Raw genomic sequence first — 15,974 nt, forward strand, 5'->3', positions numbered from 1 at the left:
GGCATTGCCAAGTTGATCACGGGGTTCCGTCGGGATAGGCGGTCATCATGAAAACCGTTCCGACAATGCGACGCCTGAAGGGCTTTCGTTTTCCCCGCGAGATCATCTCCTATGCCGTCTGGGCTTACCATCGGTTTGCGCTGAGCACGGCAGATGTCGAGGATCTGCTGGCCGAACGCGGCGTGATGGTCAGCCGGGAAACCGTCCGGAACTGGGTGAACCGGTTTGGCCGCCATTTCGCCGATTGCATCAAGCGCGACAGGCCGGGCGCCAGTGACAAATGGCACTTGGATGAAGTCGTTGTTCCGATCAATGGCGTGAAGTTCTGGCTTTGGCGGGCAGTCGACGCGAATGGGAATGTGCTCGACATTCTCGTGCAAAAGCAACGTAATGCAAAGGCCGCCAGCCGGTTCCTGAAGCGGCTGATCGACCGGTTTGGCGCGCCGCGGGTCGTGATCACCGACAAGCTGCGCAGTTACATCAGGCCGATCCGCAACCTCGTGGCGAATGCTGATCATCGGGCGCACAAGGGCTTGAACAACCGGATCGAAGGATCCCATCGGCCAACCCGAAAGCGAGAGAAACTCATGGGGCGGTTCAAGTCACCCGGACAGGCTCAGAGATTTCTGGACGCACATGACCAGATCAACACGATCTTCCGTCCCCGCCGCTATCGTCTTACCGCCACATCGTACCGCCACGCCCGATCCGATGCCATTGATCTTTGGAACGGCTACGCACTCGAGATGACCGCCTGACGGGCGCGGATCAGGCCGCATTCAGCCGGGTGCAAATAAGTTGGCAATGCCTGTCATCGCTCTGGGCCCGAGCGGCACCGGCAAGACCCACATTGCCCTCGGCCTCGGACTGGCAGCCTGCCAGAAAGGCTTGAAGGTCCGATTCACCACCGCGGCCGCCCTTGTCCACGAACTTGTCGAAGCGGTCGACGATCGCAGGCTCCAGCGCCTCCAGAAGACCCTCGCCAGCCAGGAACTCCTGATCATCGACGAACTGGGCTTCGTGCCGTTGTCAAAGACAGGTGCCGAGCTGCTCTTCGAGATCATCTCGCAGCGCTACGAGCGTGGATCGATCGTCATCACCTCGAACTTGCCCTTCGACGAGTGGACCGAGGTCTTCGGCTCCGAGCGTCTCACCGGCGCCATCCTCGACCGTCTGACCCACCACGTCCACATCCTCGAAATGAACGGCGAGAGCTTCCGTCTCCGACAGAGCCGCAAGACAAAAGCCTGATCCACACCACAACCAGATCCCAAGGAACTGGCCTTCGGCCAGTGCGCCTTGACGCGCGCCAGCTACTTGGGAGCGCACGCGCCAAGGCACCCGCCAGACCCCAGCCGCTAGGGATTATTCCACCGGTTCACTGACCCATTTTGCTCCGGGATTGACACGGGATGATATCTGGAAAGATCTGCCAGAACATGTTTGCTTTGCCCTAAATACTCTTAACGATCCACTGGATACGCTTAGTAGGCAGATCGAGAAGTTCTATGTCCGGCTATTAAAATTCCCACGACCATTTCGATTTGTGGCTTGCTCGCGACTAATCCGGGGGTCGAACCGATTATTCGACTGCCTGCGCTGCTACGGTTCTGGATGGGTCCACCTTTCGTTCCGAGGGTGAGCTTGCTGCGTGGCGTGGCCTAACGCCGCGATAGCACTCATTTGGAGGACAAACAGGCTGGCGAAGCTGCATCTCAGCCTCGCGCTTTGGCTTAAATTTCCTAGGAGCCAAAACGCGAGGTAGAGAGCTCTGCGTCTAGTTCATGCCGTAGCTCGCCCGGTCCAACTTGTCGTAGATCTCCGCTTTTGCCAGCGCGGCCAGCGCGTCAGTGTCGGTGTAATCCACATCGGTCAGTAGTTCGGCCCAGCGGTCCACGATGCGCTTGTAATCTTCCAGCAGCGCTTCGGGGTTCTCAATACCGCGGCTCTTGGCATTTTCGATCAACACAGCCTCGTCCGCTTTCACGAATTCCGCCAGTGCATCCTTCAAAGCCTGATCCGGTTCATTGATTTCCATGCCGTTCTTTTTGGCAGCAGACACCGCCTTTTCGACGTCTTTGTCGAACTCAACCCGATGTTGAGCAAGGTAGTAAGCCATCTGATCAAACAACACGTCGCGGGACTCTTCGGACAGGCCCTGCCAGAAATCCGGATTATAGCCCCATTCAAAACCGGCATAGTAGCTGCCCACGGCTAGCATATTCAAATGCGTGACCACATCGGAGAGCGAGAAGGAATCCAACGCATCGGCGGCCGCGACGGCACAGTCGAGCGAGCCTGTATCGAGGCCGGTATACATCTCGCTTGAGGGGATCGACACGGGCACGGCACCTACATACTCGGCAAAGCGCGACCAAGCGCCCCCGGCCATGCGCAGGCGTTTGCCTTGGATATCTTCGTAGGTGGCGACGGGCGTGTTGCACATCATGTAATATTCCGAGGTCGAGTAACCGCCGCCGAACACTACGCCGTTTTCTTTCCATTCAGCCAGGGCGGCCTCATTGGTCAGGCCGAACTCAGTCGAGGCGAAGGCCATAATCATTGGATCGGTGTTGTAGAAGGCAAAGTTGCCGATCAGATTGGCAACTGGCAACTCGGATGGTGTGTAAGTGCCCGCGTGATAAGTCACCTGCGCCACACCGTCCCGCACACCTTGCAAAGATGCGGCAGGCGGTAGCAATGAGCCACCGGCGAAAACGGTGAAGTTCACGTCACCATTGGTTTCCTCAGCCACCTGCTCCGCGAATTCCACGTAGGGACCGCGCACCATCGAGTGACGTTCCGCAAAGAAATGGTTCGCGTTCTGAGCTACGGCAGCGGTGCCGAGGCCACAGGCCGCAAGGGCCAAAAGGGATGTGGTCAGTTTCATAGTGTCGTCTCCTCCGGTTGAAATTGCGTCACTGCGCCATGAGCGAGGGCAGGAACAGGCTGATCGCAGGAAAGGCGATCAGGATAAAAAGCGTCACAACGTCCATGGCTATGAACCACGTCGTGCCTGAGATGATATCGCGGAGCTTCACCTCGCCCGACAACGCGCTGTGCAGGACATAGAGGTTCAGGCCCACGGGGGGTGTCACGAGACCGATCTCCAGCAGCTTGATGCAGATGATGCCGAACCAGATTAGGTTGATGTCTGCGGCCTCGAGCACCGGCAGCAGAATGGGCAGGGTCAGCAGGATCAGACCGATGGAGTCGATCACCATGCCCAAGATCACGAACAGGGCGGCAATCATCAGAATAATTACGATCTGATTGTCCGAGACCGCCAACATCGCATTCGTCAACGCGCGCGGCACACCTGACAGACCCATGAATCGGGTGAACATCACCGCCCCGATGGACAGAAAGAAGATCGAAGAGGTAGCCAGCGTTGTCTGGCGGATCGCCTCGGCCAATGCTTTGCGGGTCAGCGATCGGCGTAGCACTGCGACCGTCGCGGCGAGGAAAGCGCCCACGGCGCCGGCCTCTGTCGGGGTAAAGAAGCCACCAAAGATGCCGCCCAAAACGCCCAGCACCAGCACTGGGAAGGGCCAGACCGACCGGATCAAACGGACCAGCTGCGCGCGGTCGATCTGCTCGACAACGGGTGGTGCCAGCGACGGCGCGGCTGTGGCCCGCACCGTGATCATCGCCATGTAGACGAGTGCCGAAAGCACGCCAGGAATGACACCTGCAATAAATAGTTGGCCAATCGATTGCTCGGTGAAAATGCCATAAAGCACCATGAGGATCGACGGCGGAATGAGCGAGCCAAGCGTGCCCGAGGCCGCGACCACGCCCGTGGCCAGCGAGGGGTGGTATTTCGCCTTCAGCATTTCCGGCACGGCGATTTTCGACATGGCAGCGGTTGTCGCGATAGACGACCCGGAGGCGGCGGCGAACAGGCCGCAAGCGCCGACGCTGGCCGACGCCAGCCCGCCCGGCACCCGCGCCAGCAACACGCGCAGCAGATCGAAAGCGCCTGCCGTCAGTCCGGTGTTGGCGGCTATAAAGCCCATGAAGAGGAACATCGGGATCGCGGTCAGCGACCAGTCCCCGATCAGGTTAAAAGGCATTGCACTGACGATGCCAAGCGCGGCTTGCAGGTTGAACATGATGGTGATGCCAACAAAGGACACCGCCATCAGCGCTGTTCCGATGGACATACGAAAGGCCAGCAGGCCAAACAGAGTGCCGACACCGATCCAACCGATTTCAAGATTGCTCATGACATGCCCCCATCAAGGTCAGACTGGGTGACAGGCGCACCGCGCAACACTAAAAACGCCCGCAGCAAAGCGGCGAGGCTGGCCAAACCAAAGCCAAGCGGCAGAACTATGCGCGACGGCCAAACAATGATCTCGCGCCCGCCCATCACGACCTCACCCACACGCAGCGCCCGCATAGCATCAAGCCCCGTGCGCCATGTCATCACGGCAAGGATGGCAGCTGCGGCGAGGCAGCTGAAGATTAGCGCAACTTTCTGAAGCCAGTCCGGGAAGTGGTTGAACAAAAGATCGACCGAAATTTGCTGGTCCTGCATCTCGACAAAGGCCATCGGCAGCATGACCAGCGCGACCATATAGTAGTATGAGGAAATCTCGACCGTGCCTTGAATAGGCGCGTTCCACACAAGTTTTGCCACAACATCGGCCACGATATTCAGCATCATCGCGATGACACCGAGACCGCCGATAAACATCAGCCATGAGCATATTCTGTTAAACAGCGTCAGCATCGGGCCTCCTCCCCCATACCAAGACGGGATCTGGCCCGTAACTCCGGTCCAACCTCACCGCCTAGAGTTCCGTTGACAAATAGTGATGGTTGATCGAGTGATAACGAAACGTGATCAATAGGAATAATGCGGATGGATGCAATCTCGAAACCCGCCCGGCTCGACCTTCGGCATCTGCGTTATGCTTTGGCCGTGGCCGATGCCCAAGGGTTCCGCGCGGCGGCTGAGATGCTCAATATCGCGCAGCCCGCCATTTCGAAAGCCGTGAAAGACACCGAAATTGATTTGGGATTTCGTATATTTGACCGCAGCGGACCGCGTGTGGTGCCCACACCTGAAGGCGCCGTTTTCCTCGACGACGCGCGCCAAACGGTCGCGCAGTTCGAGCGCACAATCCGCGCATCGCGCAGAAACGCCGCCGGTGCGCGCGGGCATATCATTGTCGGCTATTCCGCCCTCGCCACCTCACGGCAGATCTCTGCAGCCCTGGATGCGTTTCATCGCAGTGTGCCGGGTGTCCAAGTTGAGATGCACGTGATGTCTACCGATAACATGCTGAAAAACTTGAGATCTGGACTGATTGACCTCGGCTTTTTGCTCTCTCATCCCACCGTCGGTGCGCCGGGAATAGACCAGATGCCGGTCTGGCGTTCGCGCATAGGTGTAGTCGCTCCCGCCGGTGAGATGCCCGCAGGGGTCAAAGATTTGAAGGGCACGCCCTTCGTCATGGGGCTGCGGGAAAACTGGCGTTCCTGGCGCGCACTTTTGGACAGCGCATGCAACCAGGCCGACCTCGCCCCTGTGGTGGTAGATGAGGCTTGGGACGTGCAGGTGATCTTGCAACGTGTGGCCGAGCGCCGCGGTATGACGTTTTTCCCTATGAGCATGGCCGACAGCCTGCCAGCCGCCTTGACGCTGGCGCCGGTTGCCGGACTCGACGCAGAGGCAACGATCTCCATGGCGTGGAGCATCAAGGCGGATACCGGGCTGCTGCGCCAGTTCCGCAATCACTTCCCGCCCTTAGGTTGATCGCGTTCGGTTATCGCACGATACCGCAAGTCTATTTGCGTAGTCGCCCCATAGTGCGATTTTATGCATTTATGAAACTAACATCGATTGCCCCCTTTGACCTGTCAGAAGCGCAACCTTTTCTTCTCGAAGGAAGCGATACAGGCTTCCTCTTTCTCCATGGGTTCACCAGCACCCCGCAAAGCGTGCGAGAGGTCGCCCATCAGGTTCACGCGGCGAGCGGTGCCACCGTTTATTGCCCCTTGTTGGCTGGCCATGGCGAGTCCTCTGTAGCTTTAGCAAAAACGACCCAAGCCGACTGGGTGGCCTCCGCCGAAGCGGCCCTTGAGCTTTTGTCATCGCGCTGCACGCAGGTAATCATCGGTGGGCTTTCGCTAGGCGCGACGCTGTCGCTCAACCTCGCTGCGCGGTTTCCAGAGAAAATACACGGCGTGGTCAGCATCAATGGATCAACCGGCCTCTATCGCCCCGAAGTGGTCGCACCGCTATACCAGGCGAACGGCACCGGTTTTATCGCCGGGATCGGATCTGACATCGCTGAGCCAAGTATGGCCGAAATATGTTATGACCGCATTCCGCGAGACACGTTGAAAGAGCGCTTTCTTTTGACCAATGCTACAGGTGCGCTGCTGCCATTGATACGACAGCCCATTCTAATCCTGCAATCGCGCCGCGATAATGTAGTTGATCCGGAAAATGCGCCCCGCATTGCAACGTCGGTGGGGTCTAGCGAGATACATCTCAGCTGGTTGGGTCGGTCTTACCATGTGGCGACATTGGATTATGATCGAGGGCTGATTGCTGAACGGATTGTCGAACTTCTGCGGCAAGTGGCGATTGTTACTAAGTAGCCTACTATTGTAAGGCGCTTCATCGGCACCGTAACTACAAAATAATTTTAGGAAAGCGTTTGGCCGGAATTGCCAACTTGTTCGCGCGTGGGCTTTCGCATAGGCAGCTGGAATCAAGATACCTTGCACGGTGCCTGGCCTGAAAGGTTACCGTTTTTCTCGCGACATGGTGGACTACGCGGCCTAGGTGTATCTTCGTTTTGCGCTCAGCACAGCGGTTGTCGAGGATCTGCTTGCCGAACGCGGCTTGATGGTCAGCCGGGAAATTGTCCGGAACTGGGTGACCCGGTTTGGCCGCCATTTCGCCGATTGTATCTAGCGCAATAGGCCGAATACCAATGGCAAATGGCACCTAGATGAGTTCGTTGTCCCGATCAATGGCGTGAAATTCTGGCTCTGGCGGGCAGTCGATGCGAATGGGAACGTACTTGATATTCTCGTGCAAAAGCAATGTAATGCAAAGGTCGCCAGCCGGTTTCTGAAGCGGCTGATTCATCTGTTTTGCGCGACGCGGGTCGTGATCACCGAAAGCTGCGCAGTTACATCAGGCCAATCCGCGTCATTGCTGCGAATGCTGATCGTCGGGCGCATAAGGGCTTGAACAACTGTATCGAAGCAACCCATCGGCCGACTCGAAAGCGAAAGATACTCATGGGGCGGTTCAAGACATCCCGACGGGCACAGAGATTTCTGGCGGCACATGACCAGATCAACACGGTCTTCCGCCCCGCCGCTACCGTCTCATCGCCCCGCCCGATCCATTGCCTTCGATCTTTGGAACGGCTACGCGCTTGAGATAACTGTCGACGGACGCGGAACAGGCCGCATTCGGCCAGGTGCAAATAAGTTGGCAATCCCGGCCAATGTGTTGAGTCTAGGTTGGGTCCTTAGTCGGTTCGACCGAATTTGCGCATCAGTCCTGCGAGAGCGGCCAGTGAGGCGATCAAGCTGCCATAACAGATCACAACGACTTTGAGCCCGAACACCAGCACCAAAAGTCCGGCAATTACGACTGGCAAACCGAATGCCAAGTAGCTGATACAGAATAGCGCGGCGAAAGTTTCTCCTCTGACATCCTCGGGCACCAGTGGAATTATCGAGCGGATGAAACCATAAAAGCAGGTGCCGAAGCCCGTCCCCACAACGGCGAGCGCAATAAGGTAGAGCACTAAGTTTTCGTAATGAATGCCAAACAAAGTGGCAAAGGTTCCCATTGATAGCGCTGCGGTGCCAAACAACGTGACCTCACGAGCAGAGTAGTTGCGCGCAATGAAACAAGCCAGCGCACCAACCCCGGCCAGCAATGCGACCACGAAGCCCTGGACAATCACATTTTGAATACCAAAAACCTGTGAGATGATGAGTGCGCCAAGCGACAGATACAGCCCCCCTGTGGCCCAGCCCGCAAATAGCGCCGGAGCGCCACGCCAGAACGTGCCCCTGACTTCGATCGGGAGGCCAACGCGAGGCTTCAGCGCCTGCAACAAGCCTTCATGCCGTGGCGATGTTTCGGGCAAGCCCCATGTGGCCAGCGCCAACACCAGGCTGGCCATTGCAATCCCAGTGAATATATCAAATTTTGGCTCGGTAAGGTGCTCCATCGCGAAGCCGGATACCAAGGCCCCCAGGGCCAGCCCGACGAGGGGGATGACTGAATTACAGATCGCCGCGATGCCCTTGAATTCAGGGGGTTCAAGATCCGTAATCGCAGCCGACAGCGTAGACAAAAGAAGGCCGCATGCTACGCCCTGTACTACACGAGCCAACAACAACGCAGGCACAGAACCTGACAGCTCGAATCCGGCGGCGGAAACAGCGAGTAGCACGAACCCTATCGACAGAATAGGGCGCCGCCCGACATGATCCGAGATTGATCCGGCCACTAACAGTGTCGCAAGAAGGGCAATTGCGTAAATTGCGAATATCTCCGACACGACCAAAGACGAAAAACCAAGTTGCTGCTGCAGTAGCGGATAAAAGGGGGACGGCGCGCTCGCGCTCGCCATCATCAGAGCGCTTCCAGTAAGCACGATTGCGAAACCAGCGCGCTCTCTAGCCTTGGGTGACATCACAATCGTAGTCATTTTGGAATGCAGTCCTTCATAAGGGTTCGAAGTTTATCGAACCTTTCTCTAGTTTCTTCCTGCGGAAGGTTCAAGTATATTCGAACCATGAGTATCTTACCCGACACTGTCAGCCCCGATCTTGCGCACCCGCAGGAACAGGAGCTGCAACTGACGCAAGTCTTGTTCGCACTCAGCGATCCGGGCCGGTTGGACATCGTGCGTCAGCTCCGCGACGGCCCGGTCGAAATGGCAAACTGCAATTTAATGGATCCGGAAGTGGCGAAATCCACCAAGTCGCACCTGTTCAAAGTGTTGCGCGAAGCAGGTGTGATCCGGAATATCCCCAAGGGGCGGGGTCGCCTGCTTTCACTGCGAAGAGATGCGCTTGACCGTCGCTTTCCTGGTTTGCTGGAAGCAGTGCTGAACGCAAACTAAGCGCGTGCCGCATCGATTTGCGTATGCATTGCTTGTTTTTCTGGGCTGGATGTCAAAGCTGCTAACTGGTGTGCATGCTGGCTAGCGCCTTTCCCGCTCCGTTTCACAGCGCCGCTCACAGCCCTGTGATTAGAAAAAGCTACGCCACCCATAGACGACCGGTCTAATGAGACTATATCTGGGATCATGGAACAGAAAAACGACACCCGCTCACAGATATTGACCACAGGACGCCGCCTGACAGCCAAGCAGGGCTACACAGGTGTCGGCCTGAGTGCGCTCTTGAAAGAGGCCGGCGTTCCGAAGGGGTCGTTCTATCACTATTTCGCCTCCAAGGAAGCTTATGGCTGTGCGCTGCTGAATGATTTTATGACGGAGTATGGCACACGCCTGAACGCGTCGCTTGCGCATCCGGACATGGATGCACGGTCTCGGTTTCTGACCTATTTCGAAGAGTGGCGGAAAAAACAGATCAGCCCCAACCTCGAAGACCGGTGCTTGGTCGTCAAACTGTCCGCAGAGGTTGCTGACCTCTCGGAGAACATGAGCAATATCTTGCAGAAAAGTGTGTCCGAAATCGTCGCGCGCCTGACGGAGACCCTTGAACAGGGAACGAACGATGGCACGATCGCCGCGCTTGAAGACCCCCGCTCCACGGCAGAAATGATCTACCACATGTGGCTTGGAGCTAGCCTCGTCGCGAGCCTCTCGCACAGTGAAGCCCCGCTCAATTCCGCTATGAATGCCACAAAGGTGCTCGTTCCAGGACCATAACCCTAAAATTTTTGACACATCTATAGACGACCAGTCTATTCGCGAAAGGAAGCTCATGAAAATCTTCTACACAACCACTGCAACGGCAACCGGAGGACGCTCGGGCACCGCCGCGCTCAACGACGGCAGCTTTTCAGTCCAGATGGTCCGCCCGGACAGCCGCGAGGCGGGGGTGAACCCCGAGCAGTTGTTCGCGCTTGGCTATGCGGCCTGTTTTGATAGCGCGATGGAAATGACCGCAAAACAACTCAAACTGGATGCCAAAGTGGCATCAACGTCGGTTGAGGTGGGCATCGGCCAACGCCCCGAGGGCGGATACGGACTTGATCTCGACATTACCGCACATCTGCCGGGCATGACCCGCGAGGATGCTGAAAGACTTGTCGAAGCGACGCACCAGGTCTGCCCATACTCCAACGCCACACGCGGAAACGTTGACGTGCGCCTGCACATTGAAACTGAAGGAAACTGAGCCCATGAACAATTTTGACTTTCGCAATCCGACACATATCCTGTTTGGAAAGGGTCGTATCGCGGACCTGAAGGATCAGGTTCCGGCTGACGCAAAGGTGCTGATCCTTTATGGTGGAGGCAGCGCGGAGAAAACAGGCGTCCTTGGTCAGGTGCGTGCGGCACTTGCGGGCCGGACCTTGGTCGAATTTGGCGGTATTGAGCCCAATCCGCGCTTTGCCACTGCGCTGAAGGCTGTCGACGTGATTGGCCAAGAAGGGATCACCTTCCTGTTGGCTGTCGGCGGTGGCTCCGTTATTGACGCCACCAAATTTATCGCGGCGGCGGCCAAATATGATGGCGACGCCTGGGACATCCTGACATCTCGCGGGTCGGTCATCACGCAAGCGCTGCCCTTTGGCACCGTGTTGACCTTGCCCGCCACCGGTTCGGAGATGAACTCTGGCGCTGTGATCACCAATCCCGAGAAGGGCGCTAAGCTTCCGTTTGGTAGCCCACATTGCTACCCGGTGTTCTCGGTGCTGGACCCCGAGGTCACTTACACGCTGCCGCCCCGTCAAATCGCGAACGGCGTGGCCGACGCGTTTGTTCACATCATCGAACAATATCTGACCTATCCATCCGCCGCGCGCGTTCAGGACGGTTTTGCCGAAACCCTGCTACGCACCCTGATCGAGCTTGGGCCCAAAGCCCTTGAGACGCCGGAGGACTATGACGTTCGCGCCAACCTGATGTGGACGGCAACACTGGCACTGAATGGCCTGATCGGCGCAGGTGTCCCGCAGGACTGGGCAAGCCATATGATCGGACATGAGATTACTGCGCTCAATGACACCGACCACGCCCGCACACTGGCTGTCGTGTTGCCGTCACTGATGAGCGACCAACGTGGCCCCAAACGCGAGAAACTGCTGCAATATGCTGCTAATGTTTGGGACATCCGTGAGGGATCTGATGATGCGCGGATTGATGCCGTGATCAAGGCAACACGCAGGTTCTTTGAACAGATGGGTATCAAAACCCGACTCGGCGATTACGCAATTGCTGCACCTGAAATTGATCTTATCGTCGCCGCCTTGAAGGATCACGGCATGACCGCCCTTGGCGAACAAAATGCCATTACCCCCGAAGATGCCCGCCGCATTCTTGAAACAGCCTTGTAGGAGATGATGACCATGGCACAGACTGAAACAGTAAACCGCCAGCTTGTGTTGGCGGAACGCCCCAAAGGCGAACCGACCAAGGACACGCTTCGCTTGGTCGAAGGGGACGTCCCCTCCCCCGGTGCTGGGCAGATGCTTCTGCGCACCGAATATCTGTCGCTGGACCCTTATATGCGGGGGCGCATGAGCGATGCGCCATCTTACGCCGCGCCGGTGGAAATTGATGGCGTGATGGAGGGCGGCACAGTGGCTCAGGTCGTCACCTCAAAGGTTGATGGCTTTGCGCCGGGCGACTGGGTGCTCAGCTTCAATGGCTGGCAGGATTACGCGCTGTCGGATGGCACGCGGATTACGAATCTGGGCACCTCGCCTGCACACCCGTCTTGGGCGCTCGGTATCATGGGTATGCCCGGATTTACCGCTTGGGCGGGTCTGACGCAAATTGGCGCGCCAAAGCCGGGCGAAACCATCGCCGTGGCGGCCGCAACCGGCCCTGTCGGGGCCACTGTGGGCCAGATCGGCAAGATCCTTGGCTGCCGCGTGGTCGGCATCGCGGGCGGGCCAGAGAAATGCGCCTATGCGGTCAATGAGTTGGGTTTTGATGCCTGTATCGATCACAAGGCAGATGACTTTGCCGAACAGCTTGCAAAGGCCAGTCCCGATGGCATCGATGTCTATTTCGAAAATGTCGGCGGCAAGGTCCTCGACGGGGTCATCCCGCTGTTGAATCCAAACTCACGGGTGCCGGTCTGCGGATTGATCTCTCAGTATAATGCGACTGACTTGCCCAAAGGACCGGACCGGATGAATTGGCTTATGGGTCAAATCCTGCGCAAGAAGATCAAGGTGCAGGGCTTCATCATCTTTGACGACTTCGGCCACCTCTACCCGGATTTTGCCAAAGACATGGGGGCGTGGATCGAAAGCGGCCAAATCAAGTACCGCGAAGAGATCATCGACGGTTTGGAAAATGCGCTCGAAGCCTTCATTGGCCTGCTGAATGGCGAAAACTTTGGCAAGCGCGTGATCCGCGTCGGCCAGAAAAAATAGGAAAATAACATGAAAATTCTGATGGTACTGACATCCCACGACACACTCGGGGACACAGGCAAGAAAACCGGCTTCTGGCTGGAGGAGTTTGCGGCCCCCTATTACGTCTTCAAGGACGCCGGAGCAGACATTATACTGGCCTCGCCCAAAGGGGGACAGCCGCCGATTGATCCGTCCAGCGACAGCGCTGACGCACAGACCGACGACACCCGTCGGTTCAAAGACGATCCAGAGACGCAAAAGCATCTTGCGACGACGCTGAAGCTTTCGGATGTAACCGAAGACGGGTTCGACGCCATCTTCTATCCGGGCGGCCACGGCCCTTTGTGGGATCTGGCCGAAAGCGCGGACAGCAAACGCCTGATCGAGGCCTTCGCCGCCGCCGACTTGCCTGTCGGCGCAGTTTGCCACGCCCCCGCCGTGTTCCGCCACACCCAAGGCGCGGACGGCAAACCGCTGGTGTCTGGCCGCCGGGTGACGGGTTTTACCAACACCGAAGAAGAGGCCGTCGGCCTTACCGATGTTGTGCCGTTCTTGGTGGAAGACATGCTGAAAGCCAATGGTGGCCAGTATGAAAAAGGGGCGGATTGGGCCAGCTTCGTGCTGTGTGACGGAAAACTCGTCACCGGCCAGAACCCCGCCTCATCCGCCACCGCCGCGCAAGAGATCCTCGGGCTGCTGAAGTAGGAGAAAAACGATGGTCGACCTGATCCTGCACCACTATGAAGCCTCTCCCTATTCCGAAAAAATCAGAACTTTGATGGGCTTCAAGGGGCTGTCATGGTCATCGGTCATCGTGCCTCCTATTGCGCCAAAGGCTGATCTGCTGGCCTTGACGGGTGGCTACAGGCGGGCCCCAGTGCTTCAGATCGGGGCGGATATCTACTGTGATTCCGCCCTGATCGCCGCCGAGCTTGACCAGCGGTTTCCGGCGCGCGCCCTTGCCCCGAACACTGTGGGCACAGCAACCCCGTTGCTCGACAATTGGGCGGACCGCATTTTGTTCTGGCAAGTGGTTCGTTACAGCATGGGTCTGTGCGCTGATGCCGTTCCCCCAGCCCTGATCCATGACCGCGAGGCGTTTTGGGATCACAAGATTGATCTGGACGGCCTGAAAGTGGATGTCGGCTATCATCGCGGCCAAATTACAACAGGGCTTGGTTGGCTTGAGAACCTGCTGGGCGGTGCCGATTTCTTTGCCGGGGACACGCCCGCGCTGACTGATCTGGCACTCTATCATGTGGTTTGGTTTTTTGCCAAAGCTGACACAGCCGCCAGCGGCAGCGGTCTATCGCTGTTCCCGGCATTGTCGGCATGGATGGCGCGCATTGCGGAGTTCGGTCACGGCACACGAACCGAATTGGCGCCTGCTGAAGCGATCAACATCGCGCTTTCGGCGCCCCCCGCCCCCCTTCCAGAAACGGGAGCTGCACATCCCGCGATAGGCGCGCCGGTACAGGTTCTGGTCGATGAATTTGGCACGGAAGTCATCGACGGTACGCTGGCCCATATCGACGACACCCGCATCATTCTGCATCGGGACACGCCACAGGTGGGAACGGTTGCCGTGCATTTCCCGCGACACGGCTATCCGCTTCGTACAACTCTAATCCAAGGGAAAGACACATGAAAATACTAAGTCTATGTAGTCGATTTAACGCCATACTGGTGACCGCTGCGGCCTTGCTTGCCGCATCATTCGTTGCTCTCCCAATCCAGGCCGAAATCTCAGCCCAAGCCAATAATGAGATTGAGGCCACCTCGGAGATGTTTGGCTGCATTTATGATTTCCCCAAAGTGCGCAACACCTTCCTGTTCCATTCCGACCCGGAAAAGCTCAAGGAAGCCATCCGTATTTTTACCGACCGCGTGCCTGATATCGAATACCCGGTCGGCACGGTGATGCAGCTTGTCCCGTTTGAAGCGATGATCAAACACTCGAGCGCAGACTACCCGGACAGCAATGGCTGGGAATTTCTTGCCCTCGACGTGACGGCGGAGAGCACGACGATTACCAGCCGGGGCGATCACGCTGTTAACTTTGAGGGGCGTGAGTGCCTGAGCTGCCACGCTGCTGGTTTTGAGTACGATTTCGTTTGCGAGAAAGAGCACGGCTGCGAGCCACTGTCTATCGACGACGAAGAGATTGCTGCTTTTCAGGCCGCTGATCCTCGTTGCACACAACCCTAATTCAAGGAGAAAACACATGAAAACGCGTAATCTGGGTGGCGGACTGGGATCCGTATCAGCCATTGGGCTTGGCTGCATGGGCATGTCCGAATTCTACGGCCCGACCAACCGCGATCAATCCTATGAAACGCTGGACCGTGCGCTTGAATTGGGTGTCACGTTCTACGATACCGCCGATACCTACGGTATCGGCGCGAATGAAACCTTGTTGTCGGATTTCGTCCGGCAAAACCGGGACAACGTCACGCTGGCGACCAAGTTCGCAATCATCCGATCCGACGATCCGGCCGTACGACACATCGACAGCAGCCCGGCCTACATGAAACAGGCGGTCGAGGCGTCGCTGAAACGTCTGGGGATTGATCAGATCGACCTCTATTACGCGCATCGCCTTGATGGGCATTGCCAACTTATTTGCACCCGGCTGAATGCGGCCTGATCCGCGCCCGTCAGGCGGTCATCTCGAGTGCGTAGCCGTTCCAAAGATCAATGGCATCGGATCGGGCGTGGCGGTACGATGTGGCGGTAAGACGATAGCGGCGGGGACGGAAGATCGTGTTGATCTGGTCATGTGCGTCCAGAAATCTCTGAGCCTGTCCGGGTGACTTGAACCGCCCCATGAGTTTCTCTCGCTTTCGGGTTGGCCGATGGGATCCTTCGATCCGGTTGTTCAAGCCCTTGTGCGCCCGATGATCAGCATTCGCCACGAGGTTGCGGATCGGCCTGATGTAACTGCGCAGCTTGTCGGTGATCACGACCCGCGGCGCGCCAAACCGGTCGATCAGCCGCTTCAGGAACCGGCTGGCGGCCTTTGCATTACGTTGCTTTTGCACGAGAATGTCGAGCACATTCCCATTCGCGTCGACTGCCCGCCAAAGCCAGAACTTCACGCCATTGATCGGAACAACGACTTCATCCAAGTGCCATTTGTCACTGGCGCCCGGCCTGTCGCGCTTGATGCAATCGGCGAAATGGCGGCCAAACCGGTTCACCCAGTTCCGGACGGTTTCCCGGCTGACCATCACGCCGCGTTCGGCCAGCAGATCCTCGACATCTGCCGTGCTCAGCGCAAACCGATGGTAAGCCCAGACGGCATAGGAGATGATCTCGCGGGGAAAACGAAAGCCCTTCAGGCGTCGCATTGTCGGAACGGTTTTCATGATGACCGCCTATCCCGACGGAACCCCGTGATCAACTTGGCAATGCC

General features: G+C 57.5%; 18 protein-coding genes and 1 pseudogene. 14 read left to right on the forward strand and 5 right to left on the reverse strand.

All coding sequences use genetic code 11. The annotated features are described in order from the left end of the window. The first annotated feature begins 47 nt into the window (after positions 1-47). Positions 48-758, forward strand: coding sequence for an IS6 family transposase (locus CLM60_RS05870; protein WP_095587523.1), 711 nt, complete (start codon positions 48-50; stop codon positions 756-758). Between the two features lie 19 nt (positions 759-777). Continuing rightward, positions 778-1,251 carry an ATP-binding protein gene (locus tag CLM60_RS05875; protein WP_281256665.1) on the forward strand — a complete coding sequence of 158 codons (474 nt, stop codon included), beginning with the start codon at positions 778-780 and terminating at the stop codon, positions 1,249-1,251. 526 nt (positions 1,252-1,777) lie between these two features. On the opposite strand, the gene CLM60_RS05880 is transcribed toward CLM60_RS05875, so the two are convergent. From CLM60_RS05880 to CLM60_RS05890, 3 genes are read right to left on the reverse strand one after another with little or no spacing between them, the layout of a single operon-like run. Then, positions 1,778-2,890, reverse strand: a complete 1,113-nt coding sequence (locus tag CLM60_RS05880; RefSeq protein WP_095588247.1) for a C4-dicarboxylate TRAP transporter substrate-binding protein — start codon at positions 2,888-2,890, stop codon at positions 1,778-1,780. 28 nt (positions 2,891-2,918) lie between these two features. Further along, a complete protein-coding gene (locus CLM60_RS05885) occupies positions 2,919-4,229 on the reverse strand; it encodes a TRAP transporter large permease (protein ID WP_095588248.1) in 1,311 nt (436 codons plus the stop codon). Beyond that, positions 4,226-4,738: a TRAP transporter small permease subunit gene (locus CLM60_RS05890; protein WP_095588249.1), complete on the reverse strand. Its 513-nt coding sequence runs from the start codon at positions 4,736-4,738 to the stop codon at positions 4,226-4,228. The genes CLM60_RS05885 and CLM60_RS05890 overlap by 4 nt, the downstream gene beginning before the upstream one ends. Positions 4,739-4,870: 132 nt before the next feature. Between CLM60_RS05890 and CLM60_RS05895 the strand changes: the two genes are divergently transcribed. The 3 genes and pseudogenes from CLM60_RS05895 to CLM60_RS05905 form a co-directional block, all read left to right on the forward strand. Next, positions 4,871-5,767, forward strand: coding sequence for a LysR family transcriptional regulator (locus CLM60_RS05895; RefSeq protein ID WP_176473809.1), 897 nt, complete (start codon positions 4,871-4,873; stop codon positions 5,765-5,767). A gap of 71 nt (positions 5,768-5,838) precedes the next feature. Next, positions 5,839-6,618, forward strand: a complete 780-nt coding sequence (locus CLM60_RS05900) for an alpha/beta hydrolase (RefSeq protein WP_141246469.1) — start codon at positions 5,839-5,841, stop codon at positions 6,616-6,618. Between the two features lie 112 nt (positions 6,619-6,730). Further along, positions 6,731-7,417, forward strand: a pseudogene (locus tag CLM60_RS05905) (IS6 family transposase); the annotation flags it as partial. An 88-nt stretch (positions 7,418-7,505) separates the two neighbouring features. Here CLM60_RS05905 and CLM60_RS05910 read toward each other — a convergent pair. Further along, on the reverse strand, positions 7,506-8,702 hold the full coding sequence (locus CLM60_RS05910) for an MFS transporter (protein ID WP_058241277.1): 1,197 nt from the start codon (positions 8,700-8,702) through the stop codon (positions 7,506-7,508). A gap of 87 nt (positions 8,703-8,789) precedes the next feature. Here CLM60_RS05910 and CLM60_RS05915 point away from each other — a divergent pair, with 87 nt between their 5' ends. The 9 genes from CLM60_RS05915 (at position 8,790) to CLM60_RS05955 (ending at position 15,206) form a co-directional block, all read left to right on the forward strand. Then, positions 8,790-9,119, forward strand: coding sequence for an ArsR/SmtB family transcription factor (locus tag CLM60_RS05915; RefSeq protein ID WP_025054148.1), 330 nt, complete (start codon positions 8,790-8,792; stop codon positions 9,117-9,119). Between the two features lie 186 nt (positions 9,120-9,305). Further along, on the forward strand, positions 9,306-9,893 hold the full coding sequence (locus CLM60_RS05920) for a TetR/AcrR family transcriptional regulator (RefSeq protein ID WP_095588252.1): 588 nt from the start codon (positions 9,306-9,308) through the stop codon (positions 9,891-9,893). Positions 9,894-9,948: 55 nt separating this feature from the next. Next, the gene (locus tag CLM60_RS05925; protein WP_025054150.1) at positions 9,949-10,365 is read left to right on the forward strand and encodes an organic hydroperoxide resistance protein; all 417 of its coding nucleotides are present in this window, start codon (positions 9,949-9,951) and stop codon (positions 10,363-10,365) included. A gap of 4 nt (positions 10,366-10,369) precedes the next feature. Continuing rightward, on the forward strand, positions 10,370-11,527 hold the full coding sequence (locus CLM60_RS05930) for an iron-containing alcohol dehydrogenase (RefSeq protein WP_025054151.1): 1,158 nt from the start codon (positions 10,370-10,372) through the stop codon (positions 11,525-11,527). A 12-nt stretch (positions 11,528-11,539) separates the two neighbouring features. Next, positions 11,540-12,577, forward strand: coding sequence for an NADP-dependent oxidoreductase (locus CLM60_RS05935; RefSeq protein WP_058241279.1), 1,038 nt, complete (start codon positions 11,540-11,542; stop codon positions 12,575-12,577). A 9-nt stretch (positions 12,578-12,586) separates the two neighbouring features. Continuing rightward, positions 12,587-13,264 (forward strand): type 1 glutamine amidotransferase domain-containing protein, encoded by a 678-nt coding sequence (locus CLM60_RS05940; RefSeq protein WP_095588253.1) that lies wholly within the window; start codon positions 12,587-12,589, stop codon positions 13,262-13,264. Between the two features lie 10 nt (positions 13,265-13,274). Further along, positions 13,275-14,207: a glutathione S-transferase family protein gene (locus tag CLM60_RS05945; protein WP_058241273.1), complete on the forward strand. Its 933-nt coding sequence runs from the start codon at positions 13,275-13,277 to the stop codon at positions 14,205-14,207. After that, positions 14,204-14,767 (forward strand): hypothetical protein, encoded by a 564-nt coding sequence (locus CLM60_RS05950; RefSeq protein WP_051372183.1) that lies wholly within the window; start codon positions 14,204-14,206, stop codon positions 14,765-14,767. The genes CLM60_RS05945 and CLM60_RS05950 overlap by 4 nt, the downstream gene beginning before the upstream one ends. A 16-nt stretch (positions 14,768-14,783) precedes the next feature. Further along, complete coding sequence (locus tag CLM60_RS05955) at positions 14,784-15,206, forward strand: aldo/keto reductase (RefSeq protein ID WP_245848271.1); 423 nt, start codon at positions 14,784-14,786, stop codon at positions 15,204-15,206. A 10-nt stretch (positions 15,207-15,216) separates the two neighbouring features. Here the strand turns inward: CLM60_RS05955 and CLM60_RS05960 are convergent, their stop codons facing one another. Next, positions 15,217-15,927 (reverse strand): IS6 family transposase, encoded by a 711-nt coding sequence (locus CLM60_RS05960; RefSeq protein ID WP_095587523.1) that lies wholly within the window; start codon positions 15,925-15,927, stop codon positions 15,217-15,219. Positions 15,928-15,974 lie beyond the last annotated feature (47 nt).

Source organism: Actibacterium ureilyticum, assembly GCF_002285435.1.
GTDB lineage: Bacteria > Pseudomonadota > Alphaproteobacteria > Rhodobacterales > Rhodobacteraceae > Actibacterium_C > Actibacterium_C ureilyticum.

Excerpts from the sequence above, each read along its gene's own strand:
- CLM60_RS05960 (WP_095587523.1), bottom strand. The coding sequence starts at position 15,927 with ATGAAAACCGTTCCGACAATGCGACGCCTGAAGGGCTTTCGTTTTCCC.
- CLM60_RS05870 (WP_095587523.1), top strand. The coding sequence starts at position 48 with ATGAAAACCGTTCCGACAATGCGACGCCTGAAGGGCTTTCGTTTTCCC.
- CLM60_RS05945 (WP_058241273.1), top strand. The coding sequence starts at position 13,275 with ATGGTCGACCTGATCCTGCACCACTATGAAGCCTCTCCCTATTCCGAA.
- CLM60_RS05895 (WP_176473809.1), top strand. The coding sequence starts at position 4,871 with ATGGATGCAATCTCGAAACCCGCCCGGCTCGACCTTCGGCATCTGCGT.
- CLM60_RS05910 (WP_058241277.1), bottom strand. The coding sequence starts at position 8,702 with ATGACTACGATTGTGATGTCACCCAAGGCTAGAGAGCGCGCTGGTTTC.
- CLM60_RS05950 (WP_051372183.1), top strand. The coding sequence starts at position 14,204 with ATGAAAATACTAAGTCTATGTAGTCGATTTAACGCCATACTGGTGACC.
- CLM60_RS05955 (WP_245848271.1), top strand. The coding sequence starts at position 14,784 with ATGAAAACGCGTAATCTGGGTGGCGGACTGGGATCCGTATCAGCCATT.
- CLM60_RS05920 (WP_095588252.1), top strand. The coding sequence starts at position 9,306 with ATGGAACAGAAAAACGACACCCGCTCACAGATATTGACCACAGGACGC.
- CLM60_RS05890 (WP_095588249.1), bottom strand. The coding sequence starts at position 4,738 with ATGCTGACGCTGTTTAACAGAATATGCTCATGGCTGATGTTTATCGGC.
- CLM60_RS05925 (WP_025054150.1), top strand. The coding sequence starts at position 9,949 with ATGAAAATCTTCTACACAACCACTGCAACGGCAACCGGAGGACGCTCG.
- CLM60_RS05880 (WP_095588247.1), bottom strand. The coding sequence starts at position 2,890 with ATGAAACTGACCACATCCCTTTTGGCCCTTGCGGCCTGTGGCCTCGGC.
- CLM60_RS05915 (WP_025054148.1), top strand. The coding sequence starts at position 8,790 with ATGAGTATCTTACCCGACACTGTCAGCCCCGATCTTGCGCACCCGCAG.
- CLM60_RS05885 (WP_095588248.1), bottom strand. The coding sequence starts at position 4,229 with ATGAGCAATCTTGAAATCGGTTGGATCGGTGTCGGCACTCTGTTTGGC.
- CLM60_RS05935 (WP_058241279.1), top strand. The coding sequence starts at position 11,540 with ATGGCACAGACTGAAACAGTAAACCGCCAGCTTGTGTTGGCGGAACGC.
- CLM60_RS05930 (WP_025054151.1), top strand. The coding sequence starts at position 10,370 with ATGAACAATTTTGACTTTCGCAATCCGACACATATCCTGTTTGGAAAG.
- CLM60_RS05940 (WP_095588253.1), top strand. The coding sequence starts at position 12,587 with ATGAAAATTCTGATGGTACTGACATCCCACGACACACTCGGGGACACA.
- CLM60_RS05900 (WP_141246469.1), top strand. The coding sequence starts at position 5,839 with ATGAAACTAACATCGATTGCCCCCTTTGACCTGTCAGAAGCGCAACCT.